Annotated in this window: 8 protein-coding genes, 1 tRNA gene and 2 pseudogenes; 3 read left to right on the top strand and 8 right to left on the bottom strand. The window is 74.3% G+C overall.

All coding sequences use genetic code 11. The features are described from left to right. A pseudogene (locus P1P75_RS19315) lies at nucleotides 1–1033 on the bottom strand (hypothetical protein); the annotation flags it as partial. Nucleotides 1034–1130: 97 nt separating this feature from the next. Between P1P75_RS19315 and P1P75_RS19320 the strand changes: the two are divergent. After that, nucleotides 1131–2216, top strand: a complete 1086-nt coding sequence (locus P1P75_RS19320) for a M12 family metallopeptidase (RefSeq protein WP_319256924.1) — start codon at nucleotides 1131–1133, stop codon at nucleotides 2214–2216. A gap of 253 nt (nucleotides 2217–2469) precedes the next feature. On the opposite strand, the pseudogene P1P75_RS19325 reads toward P1P75_RS19320, so the two are convergent. The 6 genes and pseudogenes from P1P75_RS19325 to P1P75_RS19350 form a co-directional block, all read right to left on the bottom strand. Then, nucleotides 2470–2696, bottom strand: a pseudogene (locus P1P75_RS19325) (ABC transporter permease subunit); the annotation flags it as partial. Nucleotides 2697–2810: 114 nt separating this feature from the next. Then, on the bottom strand, nucleotides 2811–3707 hold the full coding sequence (locus P1P75_RS19330) for a glutathione S-transferase C-terminal domain-containing protein (RefSeq protein WP_319256926.1): 897 nt from the start codon (nucleotides 3705–3707) through the stop codon (nucleotides 2811–2813). Between the two features lie 205 nt (nucleotides 3708–3912). Beyond that, complete coding sequence (locus P1P75_RS19335; protein ID WP_319181953.1) at nucleotides 3913–4029, bottom strand: putative leader peptide; 117 nt, start codon at nucleotides 4027–4029, stop codon at nucleotides 3913–3915. Between the two features lie 120 nt (nucleotides 4030–4149). Continuing rightward, entirely contained in the window at nucleotides 4150–4911 is a 762-nt protein-coding gene (locus tag P1P75_RS19340) for a class I SAM-dependent methyltransferase (protein WP_319256929.1), read from the bottom strand. Nucleotides 4912–4982: 71 nt separating this feature from the next. Next, nucleotides 4983–5912, bottom strand: coding sequence for a carbohydrate kinase family protein (locus P1P75_RS19345; protein WP_319256966.1), 930 nt, complete (start codon nucleotides 5910–5912; stop codon nucleotides 4983–4985). Between the two features lie 11 nt (nucleotides 5913–5923). Further along, a complete protein-coding gene (locus tag P1P75_RS19350; protein ID WP_319256931.1) occupies nucleotides 5924–6610 on the bottom strand; it encodes a class II aldolase/adducin family protein in 687 nt (228 codons plus the stop codon). A gap of 57 nt (nucleotides 6611–6667) precedes the next feature. Here P1P75_RS19350 and P1P75_RS19355 point away from each other — a divergent pair, with 57 nt between their 5' ends. Further along, a complete protein-coding gene (locus P1P75_RS19355) occupies nucleotides 6668–7327 on the top strand; it encodes a TetR family transcriptional regulator (RefSeq protein WP_319256933.1) in 660 nt (219 codons plus the stop codon). A 121-nt stretch (nucleotides 7328–7448) separates the two neighbouring features. Here P1P75_RS19355 and P1P75_RS19360 read toward each other — a convergent pair. Beyond that, nucleotides 7449–7525: transfer RNA gene (locus tag P1P75_RS19360), tRNA-Pro, on the bottom strand. A 508-nt stretch (nucleotides 7526–8033) separates the two neighbouring features. Here P1P75_RS19360 and P1P75_RS19365 point away from each other — a divergent pair. Further along, nucleotides 8034–14903, top strand: a complete 6870-nt coding sequence (locus P1P75_RS19365) for an SDR family oxidoreductase (RefSeq protein WP_319256935.1) — start codon at nucleotides 8034–8036, stop codon at nucleotides 14901–14903. Nucleotides 14904–14906: the final 3 nt, after the last annotated feature.

The raw sequence follows: 14906 nt of genomic DNA on the forward strand, positions 1-14906 counted from the left end.
CGTCCGCCCCGTCGATCCGCCGGACCAACTCCCCCGCCTCGGCCTCCAGCGCCGCCTCCCACGTCCCCCTGCCTCCGGCCAGCCGGCGAGCCCGCAACCGCCCCGCGACCGCCCGCAGCAGCGCGCCGTACAGGGGATGGGCCAGCCGGACCGTCGCGTCGTCGTCGGCGTGCACCAGCCCGTCCGCCTCCAGCCGCTCCAGCACCCCCAGGTCCAGCACCCCCAGGTCCAGCCCTTCCAGCCCCAGCGGCAGCGGCTCCGCGAAGGCGAGCCGGTCGAGGATCTCCCGCTCCTCGGGGCGGGGCCGGCCGAGGACGGCGGCGGCCCGCTCCCGCAGCGCAGGTGTGACCGGAACCGGCCCGCGCCACCGCCACTCCGCACCGTCCGGGTCCCGGCGCAGCACCCTTTGATCCCGCACAGCGTCCAGCAGGTCACGCAGCAGACCGAGGTCCCCTCGCGACAGCCCGTGCAGCCGGTTGACGGTGAGCGGTTCCAGGGGGACACCGGCGGCGGTGGCCAGCAACCGGGTGATGTCCTCGCGGGGCAGGGGTTCCAGGGCGAGGCGCGGCAGGAGGTCTCCTGAGCGCAGGCGGGCCACGGCGCCCGGTGCCGGTGCGCCGTCCGTGGTGAGGACCAGCAGCCTGGTGCGCCCGTGGACGGCCAGCTGATGGACGACGGCGGCGGATTCGTCGTCCAGCAGGTGGGCGTCGTCGACCAGCAGCAGCCGTACGCCCGCGAGCAGTTGGACCGCGCGGTGGAGGGTGACTCCCTCGGGCAGGAGATGCGCGAACGCGGCGAAGGCCGTTCGGCGGGTCTCGGGAGTGCCGGCGACCCGCACGCCGTCCGTGCCGCGGACCGCCTCCGCGGCCAGTCGGCTGCGGCCGCATCCGGCCGGGCCGGTCACCACGATGCCGGGCCGCCCGGGGCGCAGTGAGCCGCGGAGCAGCTCCAGTTCCTCGTCCCGGCCGGTGAACGGCCAGGGCGGCGAGGGGAGCGGCCCAAGGGGCCTTGCGTCACGTACGGAAGTCGTCACATCTAAGAGGAGTGCGCATACTCATGCCTGATACAGGGCGACTTGAGTAGCCCCCGACTCACGCCCCCCGGTGGTGTTCCGGGGCAGCCTGGAGCCCATGACCGCCCGCTACTGCTCGCTCGCGCAGCAGCCGGCCCCCGCGTTCGCTCCGGGGCTGGCCGCCGAGCGGCTCGGCGCGCTCATGAGCGGGCGCCGGATGTGGGTCAACGGCACCGTGCTGCACTACTGCTTCCTCGACGCCGAGACCGACGCTTCGGTCATCCCGGTGCCGGGCTCCGGGGGGACCCGGTGGGTGTCGTGGGTCGGGGACAAGACCCAGCAGGACGTGGTGCGCGACGCGTTCGGCGCGTGGCGGGACCTGGGCATCGGGGTGTCCTTCGCCGAGGTCGACGACCGGTCGGAGGCCGAACTGCGCATCGGGTTCCAGCAGGGCGACGGTTCCTGGTCGGCGGTGGGCCGGGACGCGCTGCGGGCCGGCCTGAACGAGCGCACCATGAACTTCGGCTGGGATCTGACCGCGCCCGGGGAGCGCGCGACGGCCCTGCACGAGATCGGGCACGCGCTCGGCATGCAGCACGAGCACCAGAGCCCGTTCGCCGGCATCCACTGGGACGACGAGGCCGTGTACGCCGATCTGGCGGGCCCGCCGAACTTCTGGAGCCGGGACCGCACGTTCTTCAACATCCTGCGCAAGCTGGACCCGGCCGAGGTCAACGGCTCGGTGTGGGATCCGCAGTCGGTGATGGAGTATCCGTTCTCGGCGGGGCTGATCCTGGAACCGGAGCAGTTCCGCGGGGGTGTGCATCCGCCGGGGGCGCTGTCGCCGCTGGACAAGGAGTTCGCGCTCCGCTGGTATCCGCCGCCGGGCGCGCCGCGTCCGCCCGCGCTGGTGCCGTTCCGTTCGGTGCCGCTGTCGCTGGCGGCGGGCGAGCAGGCCGACTTCACCGTCGAGCCGCCGGAGACCCGCGAATACAGCTTCGGCACCTTCGGGGACGGTGACTCGGTGGTCGTGGTCTTCGAGGAGCGGGACGGGGAGCCCCGTTTCCTGGCCGGCCGGGACGACGGGGGCACACCGCACAACGCCACGATCAGGGCCCGGCTCGTCAGGGGCCGCCGCTACTTCGCCCGTGTCCGGCTGTACTCCGGCTGGGGCACGGGAGAGACCGCCGTCATGTGCTGGTGACGGCCCCGACCGCGCCGTACGCGCGAGAAGACCATATTCCGGCGCCGGGGGAAAGCGCCGGCGTCCGTCACCTTCGGGGGAGGGAGACGGGCGCCGGCCGCTTCCGGCGCGGCCGCGGCGCAGGCCGCGGTCAGCCGGCCGCGGTCAGCCGGCCGCGGGGGAACCTCACGCCGCGGGGGACCTCACGGGGCCGCCCGGTGAGCCACACCCCTCTCGTCCGGGTGGGCGTCCGGGTGGGCGTCCGGGTGGGTGAGGCCCCGAACAGGTCGAGCAGCGACACGTAGAAGACCAGCGAGGTGCTCTTGATCATGCCGCCCAGCTGGTTGACGTAGTGGGGGGTGATCGACCGCAGGGCCTGCGGGAAGTCGATCCGCCGGAACTGGCAGCCCTTGAGCAGGCCGAGCGCACAGGACGCCTCGTGCTGCCCTGGTCCGCGGAGAGGATGCCGCCGCGGACCACCTCCGCGGAGTACGCGGCCTCGGGGTTGCCGGTCAGCCGGACAGGGCCCGTGACTGACACTCATGACCGTTCTGGGCCGTAGGTCAAGCCAGTTGCCCGAACGATCGTCAACGCCGGTCCAGGTGATGGACCGGCTCAAACCTGCCTGACTTGCGGTTGTGTTCGCGTTCCGGAGGTCGAGTGGGCGGCCCAGTCCAGGATCTGGACGGCGGATCCGGCGGCCTCCAGGCCCTGACAGCGGGCGTGGTGGCGGCGGTTCACGCCGTCGAGGTCGAGATGGGCACCGAAGGCCGGGTGGGCGGCCAGCCGTCGGGCGTACGCCCACAGGGCGGGGTGTCCGGCGATGCGGCGTACGGCGTCCGCGTCGAGGTGGTGCCGGTGCACGGTGTCGAGCTGGACCAGTGCCACCCACAACTCGACGTCCGCGGCGCTGATCTGATCACCGAGCAGGTAGGGCTGCGAGCCGAGGCCTCGGTCCAGGACGCCGAGCGTGCCGAGCAGCGTGCCGAGGGCCTCGGTACTCCGGGACTCCTCGGCGCCGGCCGCTCCGGCGCGCTGTGCGGCCCCCTCGATGCCCTCGGCGCACATCCGCTCGACGGCCTCGATCTCCGACTCCCTGCCGCACGGGTACAGCGAGGTCCGGCCGCCGCCGAAGTGCCGGGCGAGGTCGCGGGCGATGTCGGGGCCGTGGGTGGAGACGATCCGGCCGGACCAGTCGTCGCTGAGTACCGGCGCGAGGGCGGGTCCGGTGTAGCGGTGGGCGCTGGCCTCGTACAGGGGGCGCAGAGCGCAGTGGCCGCCGTCCGGACAGTCCGGGACGGCGGGCAGGAAGGTGACGGGGCAGGCGTGGTCCAGGCCGAGGAGGCTGTGGGTGACGGCGATGCGCAGACCGTCGGGATCGGCCGGTGACAGGTGGAGCCGGTAGCGGCGCGGCACGGCGTAGTGGCCGCTGCGGGCGTCGCGGCCGATGCGGCCCCGGAAGGCGGGGGCCGGGCGGGCGGACGGGTGGGCGGCGAGTGGTGTGGCGGACATGGCTCTCCCCGGGGGCGGGCGCGCGACGGAGGCGCGGCGGATGCGACGTCGGACGGGAGGGTGAGGACGAGAGGGTGAGGTGGGAGGACGCCGACGGGAGGGTGCCCGGATGGCAGGGTGCAGCCCTGCCCGCCCTTGCGCTTCGGCGGGCACGGTGCCGGCGGGGAAACCGTCGGCAGGGCTCGACGCAGGGGGAGGGGCCGGTTCAGCCCTGGGGCATCGCGCTGCAGACACGCAGCAGGTCGATGTGCCGGCGGGAGGTGAGAAGGGGTGACGACCAGGCCGTGCGGCTCACTCGGCGGGCGACCGTCTCACACCCCATGCGTTTCCCTACCTGTTCACTAGGATTCCAGGTCCGAGTGTCGATCCACCCCCGGCCGCCGTCAAGGGGGCGTCCACCAGGTGAGTCAGGAGGTGATCACGTAATGAGTCGGCAGGCGCGTCAGAAGGGGCGGGCGCCGGGCTCCGGCAGCCTGTACACCGACACATGGGACGGCGACTCGGCGGTGAACTCGGAGCCCGTCCAGTCGGCGTGCCGGGACTCCAGCCGGAAGCCGGCCAGTTGGGCCATCAGGTCGAGTTCGGCGGGCCAGATGTATCGGTGCGGGCTGCGGTCCAGCCGGGCCTGCCGGCCGCCGCTCCCGTCGAACGTGAAGTGGTGCGAGACCACGTGCTGGCGCAGGACGTCGTAGGTGTCCAGGAGTATGTAGCCGGGCTCGGACCGCCCGACGGTCGCCTCACGGCCGGGCGGGAGGCGGCGCAGCTCGGGCACCCACAGCTCGATGACGAACCGGCCGCCGGGTGTGAGGTGGCGGGCGGCGTTGTGGAAGCACGCGACCTGTTCGGCCTGGGTGAGCAGGTTGGAGATCGTGTTGTAGACCAGGTAGACGAGCGTGTACTCCCCCGGTGCGCGGGTCGTCGCCATGTCTCCGACGACCACCGGGATCGCCGTCTCGTCGGCCTTGGTGCGCAGTTGTCCGAGCATCGGCCGGGACAGCTCGACACCGGTGACGGGCACGCCCCGTGCGGCGAGCGGGACCGCCACCCGCCCCGTCCCGATGGCGAACTCCAGAGCCCGCCCGCCGTCGGCGAGTTCGGTGAGCCGGTCGACGGCAGGTCCGAGCACCTCGGGCGCGAACATACCGCTGCCCGGGGTGTCGTAACGGCGGGCGGCGTCTGCGTCCCAGATCTGCTGTTGATCCATGCTCCTCAACGATGGTCAGCCGTCGAGGAGTTGTCCAACCATTTGCCGCCGGGCGGATCTCGCCGGGGGTCTCACGTGCGCGGCTCGGCGCTCCTCGCGAACTCCTCGGCGGCGGCGAGGTCGAAGTCCCCGTGGTCGCTGCCGAGTCCCTGGGCGACCAGGGCCGCCGCGGCGCAGCCGAGGACCGCGGCCCGCGCCGGTGCGTGCCCGAGGGAGACACCGCGCAGATAGCCGGCCGAGAACGCGTCGCCGCACCCGGTCGTGTCGACCACGTCGACGGCGAAGGCGGGGACCGTCTCGCTCCCGTCGGCGCTCACCACGAGGGCGCCGTCGGCGCCGCGGGTCACCGCGACCACGCCCACGCCGGCCTCGCGCAGCTTGCGTACGCCCGCCGCGAGGTCCGGCTCGCCGGAGAAGCCGAGCACCTGGTCCTCGTTGGGCAGCAGATGGTCGATGTGGGGCAGCGCCGCCTCGATCTGCTCGAAGCTGCCGAGCACACCGGGTGCGAGGAGATCCACGGAGGTGACCGTGCCGTGCTCCTTGGCGTACGACAGGATGCGCGCGGCGACGTCGACGCCGATCAGTTCGGGGCCGCCGAGGTGCAGGTGGGTGGCGGCGGCGACGGCGTCCCAGGGCACGTCGTCGAGGCCGTAGGTGATGTTCGCGCCGAGCAGGTGCAGGGAGGGCCGGTCACCGTTGGGGCGGATCGGCAGGACGCTCGCGGAGGTGGCGGTGTCGGTGCGCCGGACGAGGAACTCCGTGTCGATCCCGGCCCGTCGCAGGAGCTGCACGAGCATGTCCCCGGTGGGGTCGGTGCCGATGGCGCCCGCGCCGCGGACCGACGCGCCCAGTTTGGCGAGGGTGAGGGCGGTGCCGCCGGCCGTCCCCGCGGCGGTCATCCTGATGTCCTCGACCAGGGTGGCGCCCTGCCCCTCGGGTATCGCCTCCACGGGCCGGACCAGCACGTCCAGGACGTGCACCCCCATCGTGACGACGTTCATCGGGGCGAGGCTCATCGGTTTCCCTCCTGCACGGGTGGTACGGGGTGGGTGGTGCCGTAGTCCCGGGCCAACGCGGCCTCGATGACGGCGAGTTGCTGCCCCTCGTCGAGGAAGCGGGGACGTCCCATGGCGGCGGCACGCTGGTAGACCCCGCAGGCCCATTCGAGCAGCAGGGCGTGCTCGACGGCCTGGTCGAGGGTCGGCGCGTGGGTGACCGCGCCGTGGTTGGCCATGAGGGCGGCGCCACGTCCGTCCAGCGCGTCGAGCACCGACGCGGCGAGTTCGGGGGTGCCGAAGGTGGCGTACGGGGCGACCCGGACCGTGCCGCCCAGGGCGAGCAACTGGTAGTGGACGCACGGCAGTTCGTCCAGGGCGCAGGACACGGCGGTGGCCATCGGGGCGTGGGTGTGGACGACCGCCGCGGTGCCGTAGCGGCGGTACACGCCGAGGTGCAGTTCCAGTTCGGAGGTGGGGCGCAGGGTGCCGGCCACGACCGTGCCGTCGAGGTCGACGACGGTCACCTGGTCGGGGGTGATCCGGGCGAGGACCGCTCCGGTCGCCGTGACGGCGACCCGGTCACCCACGCGCATGCTCACGTTTCCCGCCGTGCCGATGAGGAGGCCTTCGGCCGCCAGCCGCCGGCAGGCGTCGGCCACGGCGGCCCGCTCCTGACCCAGCGCGGAGCTTGAGTCGGTCATGGGCGCGACGGTAGCGTAAACATGAAACAAAGTCACCTTCACGTTCGGAGGCAGTTCTTGAGTCCGGCAGACGCGGATCAGGGCGCCGTTCCGCTGCGCCGCACCCCCCGGCAGGCACGCAGCCGGGCCCGGCTGGCGCTGGTGCTCCGGGCCGCCGAACGCGTACTGGTCGCGGAGGGGGTCGAAGCCCTGACGACGACGCGGGTGGCGGCCGAGGCGGAGATCTCGGTCGGCTCGCTCTACCAGTACCTGCCCGACCGCGACGCGCTCATCGACGCCCTGGCGGCGGGATACTTCGCGCGCATCGAGGCGGCCATGGACGACCTGGTGCGGGCCGCCGCGGCCGAGCGGTGGGAGGACCCCGTGGGCGTGCTGCTGGACGCGTTCGCCGGCATCTACCGCACCGAACACGGGTTCCGCGCCCTGTGGTTCGGCAGCGGGCTGACCGAGCGGACCCGGGCCGCCGACCGCGAGCACAAACGCCGGATGGCCGACGGCGTCCGCCGGGTCCTGCTCGCCCTGGACATGGCGGACGACGACGAGGCGCTGGCCCGCGCCGGCCAGGCGGCGATCCTGGCGGCGGACGCCCTGGCCCAGGAGGCGTTCCGGCGGGACCCGGCGGGGGACGCGGCACTGCTGGAGGAGGCGAAGGTGATGCTGCGGGGGTATCTGGGGGCGGTGGTGGCGCGGTACCCGTCGCGCGAGGGCGAAACCTGAGCCACGGACCGGCCCGTGACCGGCCAGGGTCCGGCCAGGGACCGGCTCGTGGTTCGGTGACCGCCCGGGTACGGCGAAGGCCGCCTCCTCGTCCGAGAAGACGGCCTGCGACCACCTCATGTGGTCGGGACGACAGGATTTGAACCTGCGACCCCTTGACCCCCAGTCAAGTGCGCTACCAAGCTGCGCCACGTCCCGTCGCGCTCCGGTGAACCCTGGGAACGCGCAGGTGAACACTACCGTACGCGTGCGGGTGCCAGGGCCGCCGGCGGCGGGGGCGGCACCGGGGAAGCGGTGGGGCCCTTCCCGGTCACTCGGGCGCGACATGCGGATTTTCCTCGGCAGCGACCTACGGCCGGACCTTTCGGCCGCCGTTTCGGACATGAGCTCCAAAGGAACCCATTTCCTTCGGTCGTGCACGTTTCAACAATGTGTGGGCCGGATGAACGGGCCCGGCGAGAAAAGCAATAGATCCGTTTTCCTACGCCGTGGCCTTTTCTCCGAGGGTGACCGAATCAATACGGCGGGAAACCGGGCGGTCGTTCAAACGTTGACTGGCGAGTAATAACCGCACTACCTTCGACGCGCTTCGAACAAGCGCTTTTCACGGCCTTCCGCGGTGATCCTTTCCCGCCGGAATCCCGGTGCACGCCTTTGCCGTCCCGAACCCCCCACCGTGCAGTTTCACCCTTGATTCGGAGAATCAATGACGTCCACTGTGCGCTCCGAGGACATGATCATCGGCATCACCCCTTTCGGCGAGCCCGATGCCGGGCTCGCTCTCGCGGTCGCCGGGGCCGGCGGCCTCGGCGTCCTCGATCTCGGCGACGGCGGCCGAAGATCGCGCGAGGCGCTGGCCCGATTGCGGCGCTCCGCGCCGGGCGGCTTCGGCGTCAGGATCGCCGCGCGCTGCCGCCTGACCCCCGCCGGCCTCGGAGCCGACGGCCCGCACACCGTGGTCCTGGCGGCCGACGCGCCCTGGCCGGTCGCCCACCTCACGGCGCGGCACCGCGTCCTCGTCGAGGTCACTGATCTGGCGGGCGCGCGGGAGGCCGTGGGCGCCGGGGCGCACGGCCTGATCGCGCGGGGCGGCGAGTGCGGCGGGCGCACCGGCACCCTGAGTACCTTCGTGCTGCTCCAACAGCTGCTCTCAGCCGGCGAGTTGGGCGTCCCGGTGTGGGCCTGCGGGGGCATCGGACCGCACACGGCCGCAGCCGCCGTGGCCGGCGGGGCGGCCGGTGTCGTCCTCGACGGACAGCTCGCGCTGCTCGCCGAATCCGCCCTGCCGGAGGCCACGGCCGCCGTACTGCGCCCCCTGGACGGCTCGGAGACCGTCGTCGTGGCCGGTCACCGGGTGCTGCTGCGCCGGGGCCCCGACGCCCCGCGCCTGCCGGCGGACGCCGGACCGCGGGAGGTCGCGGCGCTGCTCGGTGCGCGGGACCCGCGCACCCAGCTGCTGCCGGTGGGCCAGGACGGCTTCCTCGCCGCCCGGTTCGCCGACCGCTGGGGTGACGTACGGCGGACGGTTCGGGCGGTGCGGGACGCGGTGCGCGAGGCCCTGGGCGGCGAGTCGACCGTACGGGCGCTGGCGGACGGGTCGCCGATGAGCCGGGCGCTGGGCACCCGGCTGCCGGTCGCGCAGGGGCCGATGACGCGGGTCAGTGACGGGCCCGCCTTCGCGGCTGCGGTCGCGGCGGACGGGGCGCTGCCGTTCCTCGCCCTGGCGCTGGCGGACGGTGAGCGGACACGGGAGATGCTGGCCGGGACGCGCGACGCGGTGAACGGCAGGCCCTGGGGCGTCGGCGTGCTCGGCTTCGCACCGCAGGACGTACGGGCCGCACAGCTGGAGGCCGTACGGGAGTTACGGCCGACGCACGCCGTCATCGCGGGCGGGCGGCCCGCACAGGCGCAGGCGCTGGAGCGGGACGGGATCCGGACCTTTCTGCACGTGCCGTCGCCGGGGCTGCTGCGGCAGTTCCTCCAGGCGGGTGCCCGGCGGTTCGTCTTCGAGGGCTCGGAGTGCGGCGGGCATGTCGGACCGCGCGCGAGCTTCCCGCTGTGGGAAGCCCAACTCGCCGTCCTTGAGGACTACGTGGACGAGGGGGGTGACGCCGGGGAGGTCGAGGTGTTCTTCGCGGGCGGCGTGCACGACGAGCGGTCGGCCGCGATGGTGGCCGCGCTCGCCGCGCCGCTGACCGCGCGCGGGGCGGCCGTGGGCGTCCTGATGGGGACGGCGTACCTGTTCACCGAGGAGGCGGTGGCGCACGGCGCGATCCGGCCGCTGTTCCAGCGGCAGGTGCTCGACGCCGACCGCACCACCCTGCTGGAGTCCGCTCCGGGGCACGCCACCCGCTGCGTGCCCAGCCCGTTCGCCGCCGGCTACCGCGAGGAGGAGGCCCGGCTGCGCGCCGAGGGTGTCCCCGACCGGCGGCTCTGGGAGGAGCTGGAGCGCCTCAACGTCGGCCGGCTGCGTCTCGCCAGCAAGGGCACGACACGGCAGGCGGACGGCACCCTGGCACCCGTCGACGAGCGACGGCAGCTCGCCGAGGGGATGTTCATGGCCGGCGAGGTGGCCGTACTGCGGTCGGCGACCACGACGGTCGCCGCGCTGCACACGTCCGTGACGGAGGGAGCCGCCGCGTTCCTGTCCCGCCGGGCCGCCGGACTCGGCGTCGAGGAGGCTCCCCGCCCGCAGACGCCCGCGCCGCTCGACGTCGCCGTCGTCGGCATGGCCTGCATGTTCCCGCAGGCGCCCGACCTGCCCACCTTCTGGGCCAACGTGGTCGGCGGCGTGGACGCGGTCGGCGAGGTCCCGGCCGACCGCTGGGACCCGGCCGTGCACCACGACGGGGCCACCTCGTCGAAGTGGGGCGGCTTCCTGCCGCCGATCCCCTTCGACCCGCTGCGCTACGGCATCCCGCCCACCTCCCTCGGCCACATCGAGCCGGTCCAGCTGCTGTCCCTGGAGGCGGCCCGGCGGGCCCTGCAGGACGCCGGATACGGCGACGGGGGACGGGAGTTCGACCGGTCGCGCACTTCGGTCGTGTTCGGCGCGGAGGCCGGCAGCGACCTCTCCAACGCGGCCACCCTGCGGGCCGTCCTGCCCTCCTACTACGGGAAGGTGCCGCAGGGCCTCGACGAGCAGCTCCCTCAGCTCACCGAGGACTCGTTCCCCGGCATGCTCGCCAACGTCATCTCCGGCCGGATCGCCAACCGGCTCGATCTCGGCGGCGCCAACTACACCGTCGACGCCGCCTGCGCCTCCTCGCTGGCCGCCGTCGACGTGGCCTGCAAGGAACTCCTCGGCGGCACCAGCGACATCGTGCTGTGCGGCGGCGCCGACCTGCACAACGGCATCAACGACTACGTCCTCTTCTCCTCCGTGCACGCCCTGTCCCCCACCGGACGCTCCCGCGCCTTCGACGGCTCGGCCGACGGCATCGCCCTCGGCGAGGGCGTGGCCTGCGTGGTCCTCAAGCGGCTCGCGGACGCCGAACGCGACGGCGACCGGATCTACGCCGTCATCAAAGGCCTCGGCTCCTCCAGCGACGGCCGCTCCCTCGGGCTGACCGCGCCCCGCCCCGAGGGCCAGCGGTCCGCGCTGGAGCGCGCCTACCGGGGCGCGGGCATCTCTCCGGCGCAGGTCGGTCTCGTCGAGGCGCACGGCACCGGCACGGTGGTCGGCGACCGCACCGAACTCGCCGTTCTCGGCGAAGTGTTCAGCGAGGCGGGCGCCCAGCCGGGGAGCTGTGTGATCGGCTCGGTCAAGTCGCAGATCGGGCACACCAAGTGCGCCGCCGGGCTGGCCGGCCTCATCAAGACGACGCTCGCGCTCTACACGGGCGTACGGCCGCCGACACTGCACGTGGAGGCGCCCAACGCGGCCTGGGAGGCGGACAGCAGCCCGTTCGCCTTCCACTCCGAGGCCCGGCCGTGGGCCGCGCCCGCCGCCGAACGCCTCGCCGGGGTCAGCGCGTTCGGCTTCGGCGGCACCAACTTCCATCTGGTGCTGGGCGCGCACACCGGCGGGGTGACGCCGGGGCGGGGACCGGACGCCTGGCCTGCCGAACTGTTCGTGTTCCGCGGCCGCGACGAGACGTCGGCCCGTCGCGCCGTCGAGGACCTCCTGCGGGTCGCCGGGGCCGACGGCCGCCCGTGGCGGCTGCGCGACCTGGCGCTCGGTGCGGCACGGAGGTCGGACGCGAGCACGGACCCGGCGCGGTTCGCGGTGGTCGCGAGCGACGTGGACGACCTCACCGGGAAGCTGCGGACCGTCCTCGACACCCCGGACGGCGCCGCCACCACCCCCGCTCGCGGGATCCACCGGGCCGACGCCGAGCCCGACGGGGGCGGCAAGGTCGCCTTCCTCTTCCCCGGCCAGGGCAGCCAGCGCCCCGGCATGCTCGCCGAACTGTTCGTCACCTTCCCGCAGTTGCGGCCCTACCTGGAGCTGGGCCGGGCCCACGCGGACGCACTGTATCCGCCGGCCGCGTTCGACGAAGCCGCCCGTGACCGGCAGCGGGCCGCGCTCACCGACACCCGGGTGGCGCAGCCGGCCCTCGGCATCGCCGGGCTCGCCGCGCACGCCCTGCTCACGGCCGCCGGCGTGGAGCCGGACATGGCCGCCGGGCACAGCTACGGCGAGCTGGTCGCCCTCTGCGCCGCCGGCGCCCTCGCCCCCGAAACACTGCTGGAGCTGAGCACCGAGCGGGCGGCGGCGATCCTCGGGGCCGCAGGGGAGGACCCGGGGACCATGGCCGCGGTCACCGCCGGTGCCGAGGAGACCGAACAGGGACTCAAGGCGGCGGGCGCACCCGACACGGTCGTCGTCGCCAACCGCAACTCCCCCCGCCAGACGGTGGTGTCCGGTCCGACGGACGCGGTCGCGCAGGCCGTACGGCTGTTGCGCGAGGCCGGGCTGAGGGCCCAGCGGATCCCCGTGGCGTGCGCCTTCCACAGCCCGCTGGTCGCCGGAGCCGGTGACCGCTTCGCCGAGGCGCTCGCGGCCCGCCCGGTGCACGCGCCCGAGTTCCCGGTCTGGTCCAACCGCACCGCCGCGCCCTACACCGCCGACGCGGACGCGGTCCGGGCCGAACTCGCCGCGCAGATCGGCGCCCCCGTCTCCTTCACCGAGCAGATCGAGGCGATGTACGAGGCGGGCGCGCGCGTCTTCGTCGAGGCCGGTCCCGGGTCGGTGCTGACCCGGCTGGTCGGACAGATCCTCGGCGAGCGCCCGCACACCACCGTCGCCTGCGAGCCCCGCCCCGGCGGCGGCCTGCGTGACTGGCTCGACGCCCTCGCCCGGCTCGCCGTCGCGGGGCTGCCGGTGCGCACCGGAGGCCTGCTGCGCGGCCGGGACGCCGTCGACGCGGTCCGCACCCCCGTCCCCAAGGTCCCGGGCTGGACGGTGGACGGGCAGCTCGTCCGCACCGCCGCCGGTGCCCTCCTCCCCGGTGCGCTCGCACCGGCCCGACGTGTCGTGGACATCAAGGAGACGACTGTGACGACCGACCCCCCGCACGGTGTCCCCTCCGACCGGGACGCGCTCGTCTCCGAGTTCCTGCGCACCAGCCGGGAGATGATCGCGGCCCAACGGGACGTGCTGCTCACCTACTTCGGCGGCACCCCCGGTGCGCCGGTCGCCGGTCCGGTGGCCGGTCCCGTGCTCGTGCAGGCGCCGATCCCTGCCGTCGAGGCCGTGCCGCAGGCTGCTTCCGCGCTTTCCGTCGCGGCACCGCCGCCGGACCCGGAGCCCGCGCCGCAGGCCACCGGGCCCGTCGACGTCGGGCAGCTGGTCCTGGAGATCATCAGTGAACGCACCGGCTATCCCGTCGACATGATCGAACCCGACCTCGATCTGGAGGCGGACCTCAGCATCGACTCCATCAAGCGGGCCGAGATCGCCGGTGAGCTGGCCAGGCGGCTGGGCGCCGGCGGCGGCGCGGACCTCACCTCGATGGACGACGCAGAACTGGAGGAGCTGGCGAAGGCGCGTACGGCGGCGGCGGTGACCGGCTGGCTCACGGCCCGGCTGGGCGCGCCGACGGCCCCACAGGTGTCATCGGCACCGGTCGAGTCGACGCCCGTAGAGTCGCCCGGCTCGGACGCGGTGACCGGTGAGCCGCCCCGGCGGCACGTCCTGCGCCCGGTGCTCCTCGACGCCGTCGGCGGGCCCGACCCCGCCGCCCTGATCGCCGGCACCCGCTGGATGCTGCTCGGTGACGCGCCCGAAGTGGCCGCCCGATTCTTGGAGTTGGGCGCCGAGGTCGCCGTACGCGGTCGTGGCCATGTACTCGGGGACGGGGACGGGGACGGGCCGGTGGACGGAGTGGTGTACCTCGGGGCCCTCTCCGGCGACGGAGCGACCGTGCTGCCGGACGCGTTCCCGGTGCTGAAGGCGGCCCTGTCGCACGGACCCCGGTGGCTGCTGGCCGTCCGGCCCTCCGGCGGCGACGCACGCTCGGCGGGGCTGCGCGGCTTCTTCCGTACCGTGGCGCGCGAGTACCCGCAGACGGTGGCGCGGGTCGTCGACCTCGCCGAGGTGTCGCCCGCCGCCGTCGCGGACGCCGTGATCGGCGAGGCCGTCGCCCCGGACCGTACGCCGGTCGTCGTGCGGTCGGATGCCGGACGGTACGGGTTCGAGCTGGTGGAGGCGCCGCTCGGCGCGCTCGGCGGCACGGGCGCCGGACCGGCCGGGGACGGCGTGGCGGAGGCCGCCGCGCTGGGCCTGGACCGGGACTCGGTGGTGGTGCTGGCGGGCGGGGCGCGGGGCATCACCGCGCAGTTCGCCGCCGCGCTGGCCGGCGCCGCCCGCTGCCGCCTGGAACTGCTCGGCCGCACCCCCGCCCCCGACGGCCCGGAGGACGCGGACACGGCCGCCGCCCGCACCCCGGCACAACTGCGCGCCGCGCTCGCCGCGCGCGGCGGGGCGAAGCCGGCCGACATCAACCGGGCCGCCGGACTCCTGCTGGCCCAGCGGGAGATCAGGGCGACGCTGGAGGAACTGGCGGCGCTCGGCAGCCGGGCCCACTACCGCTCGGTCGACTTCCGTGAGCCGGACGCCGTACGCCAGGCGGTCAAGGAGATCCACGCCGAGCACGGCCGCCTCGACGGCGTGGTCCACGCGGCCGGGGTCATCGAGGACCGGCTCATCGCCGAGAAGAGCGCCGAGTCCTTCCAGCGGGTCTACGGCACGAAGGCCACCGGCGCCCAGGCCCTGCTCACCGCGCTGGAGGAACTGCCCGCCGCGCCCGCGTTCACGGTGCTGTTCGGCAGCATCTCCGCCGTCCTCGGCAACCGCGGCCAGGCCGACTACGCGGCGGCCAACGACGCCCTGGAGTCCCTCGGTGCCGCCTTCGCCGCCCGCACCGGACGCCGTGCGCTGACCGTGCACTGGGGGCCGTGGGCGCCCGCCGCCGGGCACGCCGGCATGGTGGGGGCGGAGCTGGCCCGCGAGTACGCCCGGCGCGGCATCCGGCTGATCGACCCCGAGGAGGGCACAGCGGCGCTGCTGCGGGAGCTGGCCTGGGGCGAGGAGTCCACGACGGCCGTCGTCCACACCGCCTCGGGCTGGTGAGCG

This window comes from Streptomyces sp. ID05-39B (assembly GCF_033794725.1).
In the GTDB taxonomy this organism is placed as follows: domain Bacteria; phylum Actinomycetota; class Actinomycetes; order Streptomycetales; family Streptomycetaceae; genus Streptomyces; species Streptomyces bobili.

Bases quoted from the DNA above. Each gene is read 5' to 3' on its own strand.
- P1P75_RS19320 (WP_319256924.1), top strand. From the start codon at position 1,131: ATGACCGCCCGCTACTGCTCGCTCGCGCAGCAGCCGGCCCCCGCGTTC.
- P1P75_RS19365 (WP_319256935.1), top strand. From the start codon at position 8,034: ATGACGTCCACTGTGCGCTCCGAGGACATGATCATCGGCATCACCCCT.
- P1P75_RS19345 (WP_319256966.1), bottom strand. From the start codon at position 5,912: ATGAACGTCGTCACGATGGGGGTGCACGTCCTGGACGTGCTGGTCCGG.
- P1P75_RS19335 (WP_319181953.1), bottom strand. From the start codon at position 4,029: ATGGGGTGTGAGACGGTCGCCCGCCGAGTGAGCCGCACGGCCTGGTCG.
- P1P75_RS19340 (WP_319256929.1), bottom strand. From the start codon at position 4,911: ATGGATCAACAGCAGATCTGGGACGCAGACGCCGCCCGCCGTTACGAC.
- P1P75_RS19350 (WP_319256931.1), bottom strand. From the start codon at position 6,610: ATGACCGACTCAAGCTCCGCGCTGGGTCAGGAGCGGGCCGCCGTGGCC.
- P1P75_RS19330 (WP_319256926.1), bottom strand. From the start codon at position 3,707: ATGTCCGCCACACCACTCGCCGCCCACCCGTCCGCCCGCCCGGCCCCC.